Annotated in this window: 16 protein-coding genes; 7 read left to right on the forward strand and 9 right to left on the reverse strand. The window is 38.0% G+C overall.

Features of this window, described 5'->3' with window-relative positions; all coding sequences use genetic code 11:
• Positions 1 to 146: 146 nt before the first annotated feature.
• Positions 147 to 1,493, forward strand: a complete 1,347-nt coding sequence (locus DRW42_RS12345; protein WP_113949125.1) for a DUF58 domain-containing protein — start codon at positions 147 to 149, stop codon at positions 1,491 to 1,493.
• A 101-nt stretch (positions 1,494 to 1,594) separates the two neighbouring features.
• On the opposite strand, the gene DRW42_RS12350 is transcribed toward DRW42_RS12345, so the two are convergent.
• From DRW42_RS12350 to DRW42_RS12365, 4 genes are all read right to left on the reverse strand, one after another.
• Positions 1,595 to 2,653 carry a nucleoid-associated protein gene (locus tag DRW42_RS12350; protein ID WP_113949126.1) on the reverse strand — a complete coding sequence of 353 codons (1,059 nt, stop codon included), beginning with the start codon at positions 2,651 to 2,653 and terminating at the stop codon, positions 1,595 to 1,597.
• A 134-nt stretch (positions 2,654 to 2,787) separates the two neighbouring features.
• Positions 2,788 to 3,276, reverse strand: a complete 489-nt coding sequence (locus DRW42_RS12355) for a MarR family winged helix-turn-helix transcriptional regulator (RefSeq protein WP_113949127.1) — start codon at positions 3,274 to 3,276, stop codon at positions 2,788 to 2,790.
• On the reverse strand, positions 3,276 to 3,779 hold the full coding sequence (locus tag DRW42_RS12360) for a GNAT family N-acetyltransferase (protein ID WP_113949128.1): 504 nt from the start codon (positions 3,777 to 3,779) through the stop codon (positions 3,276 to 3,278). The genes DRW42_RS12355 and DRW42_RS12360 overlap by 1 nt, the downstream gene beginning before the upstream one ends.
• A 118-nt stretch (positions 3,780 to 3,897) precedes the next feature.
• Positions 3,898 to 4,470 carry a TlpA family protein disulfide reductase gene (locus DRW42_RS12365; RefSeq protein WP_113949129.1) on the reverse strand — a complete coding sequence of 191 codons (573 nt, stop codon included), beginning with the start codon at positions 4,468 to 4,470 and terminating at the stop codon, positions 3,898 to 3,900.
• A 567-nt stretch (positions 4,471 to 5,037) separates the two neighbouring features.
• On the opposite strand from DRW42_RS12365, the gene DRW42_RS12375 reads away from it, so the two are divergent.
• On the forward strand, positions 5,038 to 7,356 hold the full coding sequence (locus DRW42_RS12375) for a TonB-dependent receptor (RefSeq protein ID WP_113949131.1): 2,319 nt from the start codon (positions 5,038 to 5,040) through the stop codon (positions 7,354 to 7,356).
• Between the two features lie 166 nt (positions 7,357 to 7,522).
• Here the strand turns inward: DRW42_RS12375 and DRW42_RS12380 are convergent, their stop codons facing one another.
• The 4 genes from DRW42_RS12380 to DRW42_RS12395 form a co-directional block, all read right to left on the reverse strand.
• On the reverse strand, positions 7,523 to 9,112 hold the full coding sequence (locus DRW42_RS12380; RefSeq protein WP_147243731.1) for a hypothetical protein: 1,590 nt from the start codon (positions 9,110 to 9,112) through the stop codon (positions 7,523 to 7,525).
• Positions 9,113 to 9,489: 377 nt separating this feature from the next.
• Positions 9,490 to 10,569, reverse strand: a complete 1,080-nt coding sequence (locus tag DRW42_RS12385; RefSeq protein ID WP_113949133.1) for an NADH:flavin oxidoreductase/NADH oxidase — start codon at positions 10,567 to 10,569, stop codon at positions 9,490 to 9,492.
• Between the two features lie 104 nt (positions 10,570 to 10,673).
• On the reverse strand, positions 10,674 to 11,663 hold the full coding sequence (locus tag DRW42_RS12390; protein WP_113949134.1) for an aldo/keto reductase: 990 nt from the start codon (positions 11,661 to 11,663) through the stop codon (positions 10,674 to 10,676).
• 3 nt (positions 11,664 to 11,666) lie between these two features.
• Positions 11,667 to 12,062 carry a DoxX family protein gene (locus DRW42_RS12395; protein ID WP_113949135.1) on the reverse strand — a complete coding sequence of 132 codons (396 nt, stop codon included), beginning with the start codon at positions 12,060 to 12,062 and terminating at the stop codon, positions 11,667 to 11,669.
• Between the two features lie 201 nt (positions 12,063 to 12,263).
• Here DRW42_RS12395 and DRW42_RS12400 point away from each other — a divergent pair, with 201 nt between their 5' ends.
• The 5 genes from DRW42_RS12400 (at position 12,264) to DRW42_RS12420 (ending at position 16,346) form a co-directional block, all read left to right on the forward strand.
• A complete protein-coding gene (locus tag DRW42_RS12400) occupies positions 12,264 to 13,142 on the forward strand; it encodes an ABC transporter ATP-binding protein (RefSeq protein ID WP_244215259.1) in 879 nt (292 codons plus the stop codon).
• 3 nt (positions 13,143 to 13,145) lie between these two features.
• Positions 13,146 to 13,949, forward strand: a complete 804-nt coding sequence (locus DRW42_RS12405) for a hypothetical protein (protein WP_113949136.1) — start codon at positions 13,146 to 13,148, stop codon at positions 13,947 to 13,949.
• A gap of 17 nt (positions 13,950 to 13,966) precedes the next feature.
• Positions 13,967 to 14,341, forward strand: a complete 375-nt coding sequence (locus DRW42_RS12410; RefSeq protein ID WP_113949137.1) for a GntR family transcriptional regulator — start codon at positions 13,967 to 13,969, stop codon at positions 14,339 to 14,341.
• A 4-nt stretch (positions 14,342 to 14,345) separates the two neighbouring features.
• Entirely contained in the window at positions 14,346 to 15,197 is an 852-nt protein-coding gene (locus DRW42_RS12415; protein WP_113949138.1) for a hypothetical protein, read from the forward strand.
• A 162-nt stretch (positions 15,198 to 15,359) separates the two neighbouring features.
• Positions 15,360 to 16,346, forward strand: coding sequence for an alpha/beta fold hydrolase (locus DRW42_RS12420; RefSeq protein ID WP_113949139.1), 987 nt, complete (start codon positions 15,360 to 15,362; stop codon positions 16,344 to 16,346).
• Between the two features lie 42 nt (positions 16,347 to 16,388).
• Here DRW42_RS12420 and DRW42_RS12425 read toward each other — a convergent pair whose 3' ends face one another.
• Positions 16,389 to 17,279 carry a DUF6263 family protein gene (locus DRW42_RS12425; protein ID WP_147243732.1) on the reverse strand — a complete coding sequence of 297 codons (891 nt, stop codon included), beginning with the start codon at positions 17,277 to 17,279 and terminating at the stop codon, positions 16,389 to 16,391.
• Positions 17,280 to 17,291 lie beyond the last annotated feature (12 nt).

The raw sequence follows: 17,291 nt of genomic DNA on the forward strand, positions 1-17,291 counted from the left end.
AATTACACAATACAGTTATCAGCTTGCAATTCGCAGTTAACCGATTAACCAATTTATACGATTAACCCTTTACAACAATGAAGCAATTGAACAATAAAGCAATCTATACAATTAACCAATTTCAACAATTAACCGATTAACCCAAATTGAAAAAATTCTTTCAGCAATATTATAGCAATCTGTTCCTAACCAACCGCTTGTTTGCGGCCTTAGGTTTTTGCGTTTTACTTTTTTTGTTGAAGTTCTTTTTTGCATGGCTGGGCGATATCCCTGAGGTTGCATTCGGCACTTTAGTGCTATTATTTTTCATCGATATCTTTATTCTTTACCGGAATAACAAAGGGATCAAAGCCAGGCGCTTTACCGCTAAACGTTTGAGTAATGGCGACGAAAATCCCATCCAGATTGAAATCACAAACCGTTATGGTTTTGGCGTAAATGCGAGGGTGATCGACGAAATCCCTTTTCAATTTCAGGTTCGTGATAAAGATTTTAAACTACACTTAAAACCTGCAGAACTAAAATCTATTCATTATAATTTACGGCCAACCAAACGTGGCGAATATGATTTTGGATTGATCAGGGCCTATATTAGCTCTCCACTTGGACTGATTAACAGGCGTTACAATTTCGATGGATCAAAAGTATTACCTGTTTATCCTTCTTTTATTAATCTTGGTCAGTACGAATTGATGGCCGTTTCGCGCTATTTAACTGAATTTGGTATTAAAAAAATAAGAAAAGTTGGACAGAGCAGCGAATTCGACCAGATTAAAAATTATGTAGGTGGCGACGATATTCGTACCATTAACTGGAAAGCCACGGCCAGAAAAGGCGGCTTGATGGTAAACACCTATACGGACGAAAAATCGCAGAATATTTATTGCATCATCGATAAATCGCGGGTGATGCGGATGCCTTTTGATGGATTAAGCCTGCTCGATTATGCCATTAATGCAAGTGTGGCACTCTCTAAGGTGGCTATGCTTAAAGAAGATAAAGCAGGTTTAATTACCTTGTCGGAAAACATCGGTGCAGTTGTACCAGCCGACCGTAAAGCTTCGCAGCTGGGCAATATTATGAATGTGCTGTACAAGGAAAAAACCAGGTATCTGGAAAGCAACCTTGAAGTATTATATTCTACTGTACGCTCGGTAGTAAAACAACGCGGACTTCTGGTTTTCTTTACCAACTTCGAAAGTTTATCGGCACTGCAGCGCCAGTTACCCTATTTAAAAAGAATTGCCAAATACCACTTACTGGTTGTTGTATTTTTCGAAAATACCGAACTCAAAGGATTAAGTACCGATCCGGCCAAAGATGTTGAAGGAATTTACCATAAAACCATTGCCGAGAAATTTATCTACGAGAAAAAACTCATGGTTAAAGAGTTGAACAAACACGGTATTCTGGCCATCCTTACCCCTCCACAAAAGCTAACCATTAATGTAATTAATCAGTATCTGGCGTTAAAGGCACAACAAAGGATTTAGTTGACAGTCCTGAGTCCTTAGTCCCAAGTCTAAAGTCTAAAGTCTAAAGTCAACGATCGCCCAGAGACTCACGACTAAGGACTCAAGACTTAGGACTAACCTTACTCCTCTTCTCTAAAATATACCTTGTAAAAGTTCATCGATTTATCATCATCGTAACCTTTCTCGATCATATCTTTATTGCCGTGGATGTAGATGTGGAAGTTTTTATCCAGTTTTAACACACTTTTATAAGCACGGGCCTGTTTTTTAACGGCTGATTCGGCAATCTCAAAATGATCCGCAATCGGACTTTCGAACTCCTCTTCGTAATTTTTCTTATAGTTTTTAAATGATTCGATCCCTTCGGCATTACCGATTACCTCATTACCGAATTCTTCAATATCAAAGGTTTCTTTCTCTTTAAAATATTTCATCGACCGGTTTAGGAGATCAATTTTATCCGCTTTACTGATTTCGTAATCATCATCCAGTTTCTGCGTGACAAAGTTTTTATAAACCCCCAAAACATTATTGGTTTGATTGTAACTATCGTTTCTGATCTTCAATTTTAAAAACTCATCTTTCCAGTACACAGCAGAATCGTTGCTGCTTTTCGATTGATCCAGCACCACTACTTTATAACCTTCTTCCTTATCAACATTAAAAATCAAACAGCCTTTGTCCAGTTTGTTAATGCTGATGGCCTCCTGTTCGTAGCTCATGTTAAAACCATCCAGTTCAGGAAAAACCTTTAAATAAGTATCCTTTGTTTCAGATTTAAAAATCCCCAGCACATCCAGCTGCTCACCCTCTATCTGCACTTTTTCGAAATATGCTACATACAATTCGCCCGATTTGATTTTAGGGTGATTGGCAACATCGTATAAATATTTAGCCAGCTGCTGCGAATCTTCGTGAAAAAGCACATTGTTCTCAAAAATCTCGTGGGCAAAATGGAATACTTCGTTCAGCTGGAGGTTATCATTCGGATGGAAAAAACGGTATACCTCATTTATTTTTTCGAAAGGCTTTAAAAAATACTGCATCAACAGATTCCCTAACAGTTCATCCTCGATTTTTAAAGGGGCATCAGATAATTTGTAATATTCTTCAACCAGTTTATTACCGGTATGGTGGATGGAAAGCTGTTTAAGCGAAGCCTCGAAAAATGAAATCATAAGGGCAAAAATAGCAAAATGATTGATTAACCCCGTTCAAAATTAATTCATTCCTCCATCGATTTCATCATTCAACATTCATTCAATCATTCAGTCATTCAACAATTCATTCAATCAATAAGTCATTCAATCCCTCAAAATTCTTTCTTCATATAAACCTCGGCCCTTTGCAAAAAGCTTTTCTCATGCAGCGTGGCCTCTACTTCATTTATGGCTTTCATCAGGTTATTTTCGGTATTTGTAATCTCCGCTGTGGCCTTGATAATCACTTCCCAAACCGGCTCCATGGTGGATAAAAGTGTTTTACCTTTTTCGGTAAGTTCTACCAAACGTTTTCGGGTATCTACCTTATCTTTTTTAGACCGGATGAGTTTCTCTTTCTCCAGTTCTTTTAACAAACTGATGGTAGAAGGATGCGCATAACCGATTTCTTCAGAGAGGGAAACCACACTCATGGTCGATTTTTTATATAAAGTGTATAACACCGGGAACCATTTGGGTTGGAAATCGATCCCGAATGCTTTATAAATCAGCAAACCATCTTTACGGATCTGGTCGCTAAGCCTTTGTAAACGTGTAGAAATGGCCAGTAAGCCAGAAGCATCAATTACATTTTGTTCCATTAAACAGATTTTAACCCCAGGCTATAAAACACATTATCTACAGCCATTCGGGGGAAATAAACAGGCAGATCTTGCATGGCTACCTGCCTAAACCCATTTCTTTCGTAAAAACGGCAGGCGGCCTGCAATATATCCTTGGTACCCAAATATACTTCATTCAGGTTATTTTCCTTACAATAGTTCAAAAGTGTTTCCAGTAAAACCTGTGCCACGCCTAATTCTTTGCCCCGGAATTCTTTTTTAACAAACATCTTTCTGATTGCCCCTGCATGATGTTCGGGTTGTGCAATTAAGGCAATTGTACCAATGAGCTCGCCATTTTGTCTGGCACCCCAAAATGCACCACCTGAGGCATCATAGTGTTTTTCAATATCCAGCAAATCAGGCTGTGCAGCCAGATCGATATCCACATTAAATTCTATTTGCTGGATGGGCAGGATTAACCCGATAACCGCTTCACAGAACTGGTTATCTAACCTTTCAATTTTAAAGTTATTTTGCATTGCTAATTATTATCAAACAAATATATGTAGTTAACTACATATATTGCATATACAAATATCATTTCTACATCAAATTTGACTGAAATGGGTTTTAAAAAGGGCTCTGAATGGATTAAAGCTACCTGCTGCTTTTTAATTTTTTAAGAAAATCGATAATCTTTTCGTCGGCATAATTGGCTACACCTTCGTGCCTGAAAGATAAACGACCCTGTTTGTCGAAAATAACGGTTGTGGGCAAAGCGCCGGCAAATAGTTTTTCGGGGATATCGCTTTCTACTTTATATACGGGCATTGAATATTTACGATCAGCCATAAATTTGGCCGATTTTGCAAAATCACCATCGGCGTCGGCAAAAATGAATACAATATCCTTATCGTCTTTGAACTGGGAATATAACTTATTGATAGAAGGCATTTCGGCCCTGCAAGGCGGGCACCAGGTGGCCCAAAAGTTCAGAAAAATAATTTTACCTTTTAAATCACCTAAATCAACCAGATTACCCTTTGTATCCTTAAACTGGATTCCATTCAACCCTGATATGTTTTCTTTTGGCGTTTCAACTTTTGGAGCATAAAAACCTATCTCCATTAAACCTTTAATAAAAAAGGCCTTTGCATCGGGCACAAATGCAATTACCAGAAATATGATAATGAATAAGGCATTGAATATGTTTTTTCGGATAAACTTCATTCGTTATCTTTTTGGGCAAATAAACCATCAATAAAATCTCCGGTCTAAAACACTTATAAAAGCAATGTTACTTTTCAAATATATATAATTGCTAAGGAATTACTACTTTTGGCGTGTTGAAAAAGCATAGGCAAAACATTAATCAATATTTATCAGCATTTATGCTGATGGTTTTTGCTATTGCCCTAACGCCATGGAGCGTGCTCCACCATCACAATTCCGTTCCTGTTGTACCAAAAGAGGCACATTGTAAACATGTAAGTCATGTACAGGCACACGGTGACACCTGTTTGATCTGCAATGCAAGTTTTGAAAAAAACTATGTGCAAACGCATCATATCTACAGGATCTTTTTATCTGCCAAAATTTTTAACCGTACCGAACCTACGTTAAAGAACGCTTTTACCGAAATAAAGCGCACCTGCTTACGCGGGCCCCCTGTGGCTTAATTTTTTCTTTTAAGGCGCAAAAGCGCCAAATCCTATTTATTTATATGAGAAAGTAAAACAGGCTTCAATTGGGGCTATTGTTTAGGCTTTCCGTTCATTTTTATTTATTACACCACACATGAAAAAATTACAGCTTATTGGCTTGGTAATTCTATATACGTTATTGAGCAGTACAGTTTTTGCTGCCGCTTTGAAAAATATAACTGGTAAGGTTATTGATGCCAGCACCAAACAAACGTTGCCAGGGGCAACCATTTTTATTCCGGATTTAAAGGTTTCGGCCGTAACCAATAATGAAGGAGAATTTATATTGAACAACCTACCTTCGAAAGGAAGTTATCTGGTAGAAGTACATTATGTAGGTTATAAAACTGCCACTAAAGTAGTAAATCTGGCCGACGCAGCCGGATTGGAGTTTGCATTGCAGCCAACGGCGATAGAAACAAAGGAAATTGTAATTACCGGAAGTTTGATTAGCAGCACCAGCAAAAGGAACAGCGCCTCATCGGCAGTGGTGGGCAAAGATCAGCTTTTGCAGCCATCTACCAATTTGATTGATGCATTGACCAAAATCCCCGGGGTATCGCAGATTACCACCGGACCATCGATTTCTAAACCTGTAATCAGGGGCTTGGGTTATAACAGGATTGTAACTTTAGATGACGGAATTAAACAACAGGGACAGCAATGGGGTGATGAACACGGAATCGAAATCGACCAGTTTAAATCAGACCGCATCGAGGTTTTACGTGGTGCAGCATCATTAATGTACGGTTCAGACGCGTTAGGTGGTGTAATTAACCTATTGGAGCCAAGCACAGCACCTGAAGGACAGGTAAAAGGCGAATTTATCAGTAATTACTCTACCAACAACGGACTTACCGCCAACTCATTGATGTTAAACGGTAACGAAAACGGCTTTGTTTGGAGGGCCCGCGGAACTTATAAAAATGCCTACTCTTTTAAAACGCCTACAGGTTATTTCCCAAATTCGGGCTTTAACGAAACCGATTTAAGCGGTATGGTGGGCTTAAATAAAAGCTGGGGTTATACCCACTTAAATGTTTCAAGCTTCCGGAACAACATTGGTTTTTACGAGCCAACTTTAGATGATAACGGAAATTTTGTAAAAGAAGATGGTAGCGCATTTACCAACGATGATTATAAAAACCGTACGTTAGAATTTCCACGTCAGGACATCAGACACTTTAAAATTGCATTAAACAACAATTTCATTATCGGTAATGGTAATTTAAAGGTTGATTTAGGTTATCAGCAAAATCAACGCCGCGAACTGGAAGAAGGACCTGATCCCTCTTTATTTTTCGATCTTAAAACTTACAATGCCGATTTAAAATATTACATCCACGAAACCAATGGCTGGCAGCCTGTATTTGGCGTAAGTGCTGATGCAGGACATAGCCAGAACAAAGCAAACGACGAATTTCTTATCCCAAATTACAATACTTACGGTATAGGTGTTTTTGCTTACGCTAAGAAAAATTGGGAAAGCAATACCTTTAGTATTGGTGCCCGATACGATTACAGAAAGAATAACGGAAAACAGTTATTTGTTGATGACGAAGAACGATTTGCACCGTTCCAGAACAAATTCTCTAATGTAAGCGGTGCTTTAGGTTTTACACACCAGTTTAATGATGAGTTAAACTTTAAAGCTAATGCAGGTTCAGCTTTCCGTGCACCAAATCCGGCAGAATTAGCTTCAAATGGCGTGCACGAAGGTACTTTCCGTTACGAGATCGGTAACCCTAATTTAAGCCCCGAACGCAGTTACCAGGTAGATGCGGCTTTAGAATATGAAGGCAAAATAATTAGCGCAAGTGCGAGTGTGTACAATAATTACATCCATAACTTTATTTATGCATCATCAAATGGGGAAAGAATAACGGCAGAGGGCGATGAGTATCCGGTTTACCGGTATGGCCAGGTTAATGCAAACCTTTATGGTGCTGAAGCGAGTTTAACCATCCACCCGGTTCCTTTTATCCATTTCGAAAACACATTTGGCTACGTTCATGCGCAAAATAACTCATTAAACAGACCGCTTGCATTTATCCCTGCCGGAACATTGAGAAACGAACTGCGTTTTGAGCCTAAGCTTAAAGGCACAAATGATGCTTATCTTTCTGTAGGTATAAATTCTGCGTTTAAGCAATCACGTGTTGATGATGTTTTTGAAACACCAACAAGCGGTTATACTTTGCTAAATGCCGGTATTGGCGCAACGTTCAATCTGGGTAAACAACCTGTTAAACTTTCTGTATCAGCAAACAACTTGTTAGATCAGAAATATTATGATGCATTGAGCAGATTAAAACCAGGACGTATAGATTCTGAAAACCTTAATTTAGGTGTTTATAACCCTGGTAGAAACATTACTTTCGGATTGTATATTCCTTTTACTGTGGTTAAGTAACTTTATAATTTACATAATGCACAAGGGCTTATTTTATCAAGCCCTTGTGCATTAATTTTGTTCAATTTTGTATATGCCTTTCTAATCAAATACATACTTAGGATTAATAAGCATTTACTGGAAACATTAGTTGAATAAACCTTATAATTTAAAAAAAATAACCGATTTAAAAATTAATACTGGGCATTGCCACATCGGTCCTTTTCAAGTTAAAAGTTTTTACAATTGTCACCTTTTTTGATCCGTCTTTAGGAATTACGTCAAAGCTAATCCTCACAGCTAGCTGCCAATTCCGGGGGTCTGCCGTTTTTTTATCAGGATAGCTAAAGTCTTGATAATACTGATATGATCTGTCCTTGCCAGGAAATTCAATTGGATTTACATATACTTTATCATTTCCAACTGTTTCAAATGTTCCACCTGTTACTGTAAAAATTGCAGCTTCTGCTCCTGTGAAAGCACCTAGTGTGGGATTTAAAACTAGTAAATCCTCATTTATATTTTCTATATCAGCAATTCTTAGAATTTCTGGATTAAATACTAAGTTATTTTTTGGAAGATTATTCTCATTAAATTTAAATTTCCACTTTGCCGCATGCGCACCTCTAAATGTTGAAAACACATGGTAGTTTTGAGCAAGAATTTCTGGGGCATTTAAAAGATTTACAATACCCATAGTCTGATTGTACTGTGGAATCAGACCATCAGCTACCTGCGAATTGCTTTGACCGGGCAAAACTAAAAAAGAATTACTAAGGCCAGAACTGTTCGTTGCTGTTCCTTTTAATTCAATTTTTGTATCCATATTTAAACGGACTTGCTGCGAATTTGAACTACTTCCACCTACTAGTGCGCTAAAAAAACCAGACATTTTACCCGATAACAAATTGGTTATTGCTCCACTAATGCTATTATAAAATCCTTTTTCAGCCTCAGTACCGGCCTTACCTAAGAGAGCTTGTACTCCAGATGCGCCAGCAAAAGTTAAACCTGCCTTAGTCGCAACATTTAGTATCGAGGTTATATCACCACTTGTTGGACTTGTGATCGTTCCGTTAATAGAACCAGTTTGTGTTCCATTCAGATTGAAATCTGTAATATTAACCGTTTTTGTATTCCATTGAATCCCAAATGAGGGGAATGAAGTATTCGAAATATTTGGGTCATAAGCAATTTCATAATCCATTGCAATCCAATTTCCCATCAAATTTATCTGTTGATTATTAGTTTTTGCAAATCCACTAATTGATTCATCTGCATTAGTAATCCCTCCACTTTCAAAATTTAACATTTGTGAAGTTGAGTTACCAAATAAACTTAATCCATGAAGAATTTGCGAAGAGGCCGTTATCGTTCCTGGGGGAATGTATAAATAAAACCTTAACAGCCCCCTATATTTATTATAAAGTGCAAAGTATAATCCTCCCGGTTTAATTTGTGACGGAGATGTATTACTATCAAATGTGTCATAAACTAATTCCCAACCATCGGCTTTTTTATAATCACCAACAATATTTGCATCAATGCCACCAACACTTCCTATCCATGGCATAGGAATAACATTGGCAGGATTAGACGGCATGTAGGTTGTCTTTTCCCAATCAAAAATAAAAGGAGGAATTACACTTAACTTATTCTTTAATGAGGGTGACTTTTCTGGGATTGAAGAATCCTCTTTTTGACATGAAGCGAAGAGGATAGCTCCAAATAATGTCATTAGTAGATAATGCCGGATGGCTAATGTTGTTTTAAGCATAGTTATATGTTTTAAGGTATATGACAAAGATAAAATAATGCAACTATGTTGCAAATATTATTTTAGAAAACCTCATTATGGTTTTAAACAAAGCTAACTTGCTTATATATTCATAAAAAAATCATTCGTAATTGCTCACGACCGGGTAACTTCGGATTGTATATTCCTTTTACAGTGGTTAAGTAAGACGATTAATATTTTGAAAGCAAAAAGCGGAGCTGATCAATAAGATCACTCCGCTTTGTTTTTTTTAATTTTCCGTCATTTCGAGCGGAGTGCAACGAAGCCGAGAAATCTATCTAGGTAGATCTCTCCATTTCGCTGCGCTTCAGTCGAGATGACGAGTTTTTTTATTGAAGTTTGCTATTCAGTCCCAGCTACTTCTTAAAAACCTCCCTTTTGGCTCTCACATATTGATTAGGCCATTCTGTATCATCCCCCAATACCTGTGCAGCATGCGTAGGGAAATAAGCATCACGCAACGATTCGCGGGCAATAAAAATTAAATCGGCTTTTTCCTGCTCCAAAATTTCTTCTGCCTGATGCGCCTCAACAATTACACCTACAGCACCTGTATAAATACCGATTTCGTTCCTGATTTTATCTGCAAAAGGCACCTGGTAATTCGGTCCGGCCGGAATAAAGGCATCAGGCACATTACCACCTGATGAGGTATCGATCAAATCTACCCCACGATCTTTTAAAACCGCAGCCAATTGCAAGGAGTCATTTTCATTCCAGCCACCTTCTGTCCAGTCTGTGGCCGAAATGCGCACAAATAAGGGCAGGTTTTCAGGCCAAACCGATTGCACGGCTTCTACCACATCAATCACCAAACGGATCCTGTTTTCGAAACTTCCGCCATAAACATCGTTGCGTTTATTACTCAGCGGACTAAAAAATTCGTGCAATAAATAACCATGTGCAGCATGTATTTCTACCACTTTATAGCCTGCATCCAAAGCGCGTTTTGCAGCTGCCCTAAAGGCAAAAACAATATCCTGTATTTCCGAAATGGTTAATTCGTGAGGCTCAACCTGTCCTTGTTTAAAAGGGACTGGAGATGGTCCAACGGGTTTCCAGCTGTTTTCGCCATCGGCAATCTGTTCGCCACCTTTCCACGGAACTTCGCAACTGGCTTTTCGCCCTGCGTGCGCCAGCTGGATGCCAGCAATAGCTCCATTTTCATGAATAAAGGAAACAATCTGTTTCAGTTTTTCTACATGTTCATCTTTCCAGATGCCCAGATCGGCGTAAGTAATTCTTCCATCAGCGGTAACTGCCGAAGCTTCCTGGATAATTAAACCGGCACCGCCAACCGCACGGCTTCCTAAATGCACCAAATGCCAATCGGAAGCAAAACCATCAACAGCAGAATACTGGCACATCGGAGAAATAACTATTCTATTTTTTAGTGTTACATCCTTTATCTTAAAAGGAGAAAATAATTTCGACATATTTTGTTTAGTTTAACAGCAAAGGACGTAAGTTTTTTTCGCAAAGCAATTCAAGAAATAAACCTCCGCGCTCTTTGCGCATTCCTTCTTTGCGGTTGAATATATTAAAAACCTGCGTTCTTCGATTCGGTATTGATCAACTGAATTTCTTCAGCGCTTAATTTTACATTTACGGCTTCTGCATTTTGTACAGCTTGTTTTTCATTCCTGGCACCGGCCAAGGCAATAGTAATTCCCGGGCGTTCAACCGTCCAGCGTAAAACCAGTTGAGATAAAGTAGCATTTTTCTCTTTGGCCAATGGTTCTATTTTAGCCAAAAATGCATTTGTTTTTTCGATACTTTCAGGAGTAAAAAATTTGTTTCCCTGGCGGTGATCGCCTTCTTCAAACTGATGACCAGGTTTCAATTTCCCCGTTAATAAACCACGTTCCATCGGGCTGTAAGCCAATACAGATTTATTTTTTTCGATGCAAAAAGGAACAATTTCTTCTTCTACTCCACGGTTTACCATACTAAAAGAAATCTGATTAGAGATGATTTCCAGAGTTTGGTCAGCTTCTTTTAATTGCGCTACATTATAATTGCAAACTCCGGCATAACGCACTTTGCCCTGCTCGATTAATTTGCTTACTGCTTCGAAAGTTTCGCTGATTGGCGTGGTTACATCTGGCCAGTGGATCTGATAAAGATCAATATAATCGGTTCCCAAACGTTTTAAAGATTGCTCGCATTCGTAAATTACACTCTCTTTTCCGGCATATTTATAAATATCAATTTCCTTTCCATCGTTGTTTTTACTCTTAAAGCCAAAATCGCCTTTGGCCAGGTCCCAACGCATGCCAAATTTGGTTACCAACTGTAACTTATCGCGGGAAATACCTTTTATGGCATCGCCCACAATTTCTTCACTATCACCCTGACCATAAATAGGTGCTGTATCAATTGAAGTAACCCCTAAATCGTATCCTGCTTTAATTGCGTTTATTGCATCGTTTCTATCCGTACTTCCCCACATCCAGCCGCCGGCTGCCCAGGCACCAAAAGTGATTACCGAAAGTTCTAAATCTGAGTTGCCAATTTTTCTGTATTCCATAAATTATTTTTTAATGAGTTTATCAACCGCATAACTGTTATGCGGCAGGTAAGCAAGTAAAACCGATAAAAATGCTACATGGATGAGCTGAGAAGGTAACGCCTCCCAATTCTCAATTAACGTTGTTCCGAAAATCAACATCAGGGAAATTAAGCCGGCAAACAATAAGCCCTGCCTGGTAAACAAACCCAGAATAATCATTAAGCCTGCTATAAACTCGGCAAAGGGCAAAATGTAGCTAAACGGGATGACCAGTGCATCAGGTAGCAAAGATTTAGAAAATTGTCCGGCCATCCAGTTGCTAAAACCTGCAAGCTTTGGTAAGCGTACCAGGCCATGTCCGAAAAAACTTAAACCAACAGCCAGGCGGCTAAGTAAATATGCCCATTTTGTATCCATATATTATCGATGTACTACAAACATACAATCTCTGTATTAAGGATGTTTTAATGCAACAATTATTAAACGGATATTTTACCGTTCCGTGGCGGAGCCGGGCGCTTAGCGGATGGCGTGAGGCGGATGGCGATGGGAGTTTGGAGTGAAAACGTTAACCGCTAACTACCACCCGCAAAAACTTTTTTCACCAAAAATTTGGAGATGAACAAACAACATCATACTTTAGTGTATTATTTAACTAATACAGTAGATATGATCAACATTAACAATCTTAATTTTGGCTATAGTAAACACAGGCCATTATTCAAAAATATGAGCATGCGCTTAAGCAACGGCCATATTTACGGTTTGCTCGGGAAAAACGGTGCCGGCAAATCAACCTTATTAAAAAATCTCGCCGGTTTGGTTTATGCGCAGAGCGGAACTTTAGATGTAATGGGTTACGACCCTGCCAAGCGACAGCCAGCGCTTTTGGAACAGATTTGTTTTATACCCGAGGAGTTTTACTTACCGTCGGTTAAAATAGATGCCTATATAAAAGCCAATGCGCCATTTTATAAAAACTTCGACCATAATTATTTCACCGATCTGATCAAAGAACTTGATATTCCGGTTGAGCAGAAACTCATCAATATGAGTTATGGACAGAAGAAAAAAGTAATCATCGCATTCGGACTGGCCACACAGGCGAAACTGGTAATTATGGATGAACCTACCAATGGTTTGGATATTCCATCTAAAGCACAGTTCAGGAAAATTATGGCTTCGGCCATGACAGATGAGCGCTGTATTATCATTTCTACTCACCAGGTGCGTGACCTGGATAACCTGATCGATACGGTAATCATGCTTGATGAAAATGATATTGCCCTTAAAGCCACGGTAGAAGGAATTACGGCAAAATTAACTTTTAAAAAGGTAAAGGAGATCGACGACAGCATTATTTACGCAGAGCCTTCACTTTCGGGTTATAATGCCGTAATGCCAAATTACCACCATGAAGAAAGCAAACTGGATATGGAACTCCTTTTCAATGCCATACTTGCAGAAAAAATCAAATTTAAACCTCTATTCAGTTAAGCGATGAACAACACATTTAATATCAATCGATTTGGCTTATTGCTTAAAAGACAATGGTTAGATTTTGGAAAAATTTATTTAATTAGCCTTGTGGTACTGCTAGGAATTGTAGTGGGTTTTTATGGCTACAATATCCCTTCGCCACTAAAAGACAATAATTTTGATTACGATGGTAATCTTGATATGCGTTTCCGTTACCCTCTTTTCCTGATCCTGGGATTTGTTTTTATCAGTATTGTAGCCAGCAGCTATTTTAACATCCTCGGACAAAAATCGAGGGCCATTTTAGAACTGATGACACCTGCTTCGACTTTCGAAAAATTTGTTGCGGGCGTAACCTACACTGCCATAATAAGTCTTTTCAGCTACTTATTGATTTTCTATCTAACAGATCTGGCTTTTGTAAAATATCTCAACAGTCATCTCAATGCTTTTAATCATCCGGGTATCAGGCAAGCCGAATCCATTACCAAAGAAGTATTTAATGATGAGGGCTACAGAAAATATTGCAGTTACTTTTTTGCTTTTCCATTCCTTGTTACCAGTATATTCCTTTTAGGTTCGATTTATTTTAACCGTTTCCATTACATTAAAACAGCATTATCCTTAATGATTTTTATCGGACTGGCATCTTACCTGGTAGTTAAATTTTCGATGTGGATAATGGAAGGCAAGGTTCCTTACCACCATAATTATAGAAACGATGATAAGGATTGGATTTTGCTGGCACTTTTACTGATAACAAGCATCATCACCATCATCATCTGGGCGATTACCTACATCCGCCTCAAAGAAAAAGAAGTTTAATTTTAAAAGGTATAGATATGGAATTCAGAGATAATAAGGCGATATACCTTCAGATTGCAGAATACGTTTGCGAACATATTTTGCTCGGAAAATGGAAAGCCGAAGAAAAAGTACCCTCGGTTAGGGAATTAGCTGTTGAGCTTGAGGTAAATCCCAATACTGTAATGCGGACTTATGAATTGCTGCAGAATAAAAATATCATCAATAATAAAAGAGGGATTGGTTTTTTTATTACCGACGATGCTATTGAGCATGTAAAAAGTTATAGAAAGGTACTATTTATGGAAGATGAACTTCCGGTGGTATTCAGGAATATTTATTTATTGAATATCGGCTTTGATGAATTAGAGGGCAAATACAAAACATTTGTAAAAGAAAATTTTAACGCTTAAGAAGATGAAAACAAGTAATAAATTATTAATCAGCCTCGCAATACTACTAATCGCTATACCGATTATAGTTGTGGCCATAAATGCAAAGGTAAACTACAAGGAAAGAGGGATTGAAGATTCTTATTTTGGGACACAAATAATCAATAATGAAACTTTCGAGCAGAAATCAACTGGCAGAACAAGTATTCCTATTCAAAGGGCTTTTAAAGCTATTCAATTCAAAGACGCCAAACATTTTAGCGTGCAACTATATGTAAAACAGGATAGCAAATACGGTATTAAAATTCAGGACAAATTTAAAAATGATTTAAAGTATGAGGTAGATGCGAATGGTATACTCCAGCTTTCGGTTAAAAATTTTACGGAAGATAACGGCATTGAAAAAATGGTTATTGTGATTTACTGTCCGGTTATTAACGAGGTTTCCGTTTCAAATTCGAACATTCTCGAATTTAGTGCCCATGCTGATTCTATAAAACTGAACGTTGACCGCAGTGAAAGTTTATTTTTATCAGGCGATATCACCAATAACGATTCTCAGGGGAAAGTAATCAGCGTAATTAACCCAACTAAAATAGGAAAACTTTATCTTAACCTGAATAAAACCAAGTTTAGTGGTTTCACCAATGCATTTAAAAACCTGTATATTGTTGCAGATAAATCAGAAATAGAAATCGGGAACATGGATGAGAACGAACAAAAACCTTTCCCTTTTGATAACCTGAGCATTAAAACAACAGATACATCGAGTGTTAAACTGCAAAATGTTAATTTAAAAAGCTTTTCTGCTGATTTTTCAGACGCCACCACCTTACAAATACCAACACCTTTACTTAAACAACTTTTTAAAAAATAATTTTAATCCCGATAAGTTCATCTTACCGGGATTTTTTATTCCAAAATGAATTTACTAGCACCTTTTATCAGGTTTTGTAAAAAGGGCATGATTTTTAAGCTAACTAATTGGCAAAAGTTTAACTTGTGCCGATTAGTTTTTTAGTTTACATCATACCCATCAATGAAAAGATACTTCCTTTTACTTGCGCTTAGCTTATTTTCCCTTAGTAACTTACAGGCACAAAAAATAGATACCCTATCTATCACACTGGATAACGTGAAATACCCATATCCGGTTAAATATTTTCCGATTAATACTGAAGGTCAGGATATAAAAATGGCCTATATGGATGTTGCACCTACGGCCAATGCAAATGGTAAAACAGCAATACTTTTCCACGGAAAAAATTTTGGCGGTTATTATTGGGGCAACGTAATTAAAGCATTAACCAATATCGGTTACCGGGTTATTGTTCCTGACCAGATTGGTTTTGGTAAATCATCAAAAGCATTTATCCACTATAGTTTCCACCAGATGGCCGCCTGGAATAAAAAGCTGTTGGATACACTGGGCGTTCAAAAAACAGTAGTTTTAGGTCATAGCATGGGTGGCATGCTCGCTACCCGCTTTGCTTTAATGTATCCGGAAACAACAGAAAAATTATTGCTGGAAAATCCGATCGGGCTGGAAGATTATAAAACTTTTATTCCTTACACTACTACTGCTCAACAGTACCAAACTGAGCTTAAAACCACAGTAGAAAGCGTAAGGAAATACTATCAGGGTTCGTATTTTACCTATTGGAAACCAGAATATGAATACCTGGTAAATATTGCCGGTGGGGTAACTTATAGTGCCGATTATCCGCGCTGGGCCAAAGTTGCAGCACTAACGTATACCATGATTTATGAACAACCTGTGGTGTATGAATTTCAGAATTTAAAGGTGCCGACTGTTTTATTTATCGGCAAAGAAGATAAAACCATTGTGGGTAAAGGTTTGCTCACGCCAGATCAGCAGGCTTTACACGGCCAATACAAACTTTTAGGGAAGCAAACCGCGGCCAAAATTATAGGCGCTAAAATTATCGAATTTGATGCCTGCGGACATATTCCCCATATCGAAATCCCGACAGAATTTTTGGTGGCCTTAACGGGTAGTTTGTAGTTTTGTTAAAAAGATCTTATAGGTTTTAAAAACCTATAAGGTCTAGTTTATCTCTTTTCCAACAATTTTATTAATCCCCTGCATTTCAAAATCGATATCTTTTCCCATCGATTTCATTTTGCCATATAACTCTATGCGCAGGTGACTATTCAACACAATCCCGGTTTTAATATCAACAACGGTTTCTCCGGAGTTGGTTCCCTTTAAATCGGTTTCCATTTTATTACCCATGGCTTCAAAACTTCCTTTTGATACCAAAGTACCTTTCACACTGAGTATAGCAATCCCATCTTTCACTTCTTTTAAAGTATATTCGGTGATCGTCTCAATCGGCATACTCATTTGTAATTTAGTGTCAACCGTCCAGCTATCGCCGATTTTGACCTGTTTTTCAGGATAAATTTTAAACGACGACTCCATCGTTTCTTTTACTATTTCGGCACTGAACTGTTTACTCAGGGCATTTTTAATCTGCCTTACCTCACTGGTATCATTGCTCATTTTCGCCGCCATATTATCGAGCATTTTATCGATACCGGCAACCGTTTTAATCCCTCCGTTTGGTGTTACAGTCATAAAAAAACTAGCACCTTTTAAACCACTAAACGGGTTTTTCTTTGTACTGTCCTGCTCATCCGAATTATAGGTCATGGTATTACCCATGGCAACAGATTTCATGAAAATCTTATTATAGGTTACTTTAACATCCTTTTCGCCATTATGGCCTTCCGTAATATCAAAAGTATAATCGGTGCCTATATTCTGGGTTAAATGTATATCCTGACCGCCAATTTTCTGATTGATGATCTGATCGGAATTGATTGAAAAATTGTATTTATAACCGGTTGGATAATTCTGCCTCAGCACATAGGTTTTCTGCGCCAATGCACTGATAGAAATCAGGCCACAGATTATGGTTGCAAATAGTTTCATCTGGTAACTGAG

It is taken from the genome of Pedobacter miscanthi, assembly GCF_003315595.1.
In the GTDB taxonomy this organism is placed as follows: domain Bacteria; phylum Bacteroidota; class Bacteroidia; order Sphingobacteriales; family Sphingobacteriaceae; genus Pedobacter; species Pedobacter miscanthi.

Coding starts and splice junctions, on each gene's coding strand:
- DRW42_RS12425 (WP_147243732.1), bottom strand. CDS start 17,279: ATGAAACTATTTGCAACCATAATCTGTGGCCTGATTTCTATCAGTGCA.
- DRW42_RS12405 (WP_113949136.1), top strand. CDS start 13,146: ATGAACAACACATTTAATATCAATCGATTTGGCTTATTGCTTAAAAGA.
- DRW42_RS12400 (WP_244215259.1), top strand. CDS start 12,264: ATGAACAAACAACATCATACTTTAGTGTATTATTTAACTAATACAGTA.
- DRW42_RS12410 (WP_113949137.1), top strand. CDS start 13,967: ATGGAATTCAGAGATAATAAGGCGATATACCTTCAGATTGCAGAATAC.
- DRW42_RS12350 (WP_113949126.1), bottom strand. CDS start 2,653: ATGATTTCATTTTTCGAGGCTTCGCTTAAACAGCTTTCCATCCACCAT.
- DRW42_RS12415 (WP_113949138.1), top strand. CDS start 14,346: ATGAAAACAAGTAATAAATTATTAATCAGCCTCGCAATACTACTAATC.
- DRW42_RS12385 (WP_113949133.1), bottom strand. CDS start 10,569: ATGTCGAAATTATTTTCTCCTTTTAAGATAAAGGATGTAACACTAAAA.
- DRW42_RS12365 (WP_113949129.1), bottom strand. CDS start 4,470: ATGAAGTTTATCCGAAAAAACATATTCAATGCCTTATTCATTATCATA.
- DRW42_RS12360 (WP_113949128.1), bottom strand. CDS start 3,779: ATGCAAAATAACTTTAAAATTGAAAGGTTAGATAACCAGTTCTGTGAA.
- DRW42_RS12420 (WP_113949139.1), top strand. CDS start 15,360: ATGAAAAGATACTTCCTTTTACTTGCGCTTAGCTTATTTTCCCTTAGT.
- DRW42_RS12390 (WP_113949134.1), bottom strand. CDS start 11,663: ATGGAATACAGAAAAATTGGCAACTCAGATTTAGAACTTTCGGTAATC.
- DRW42_RS12380 (WP_147243731.1), bottom strand. CDS start 9,112: ATGCTTAAAACAACATTAGCCATCCGGCATTATCTACTAATGACATTA.
- DRW42_RS12375 (WP_113949131.1), top strand. CDS start 5,038: ATGAAAAAATTACAGCTTATTGGCTTGGTAATTCTATATACGTTATTG.
- DRW42_RS12395 (WP_113949135.1), bottom strand. CDS start 12,062: ATGGATACAAAATGGGCATATTTACTTAGCCGCCTGGCTGTTGGTTTA.
- DRW42_RS12355 (WP_113949127.1), bottom strand. CDS start 3,276: ATGGAACAAAATGTAATTGATGCTTCTGGCTTACTGGCCATTTCTACA.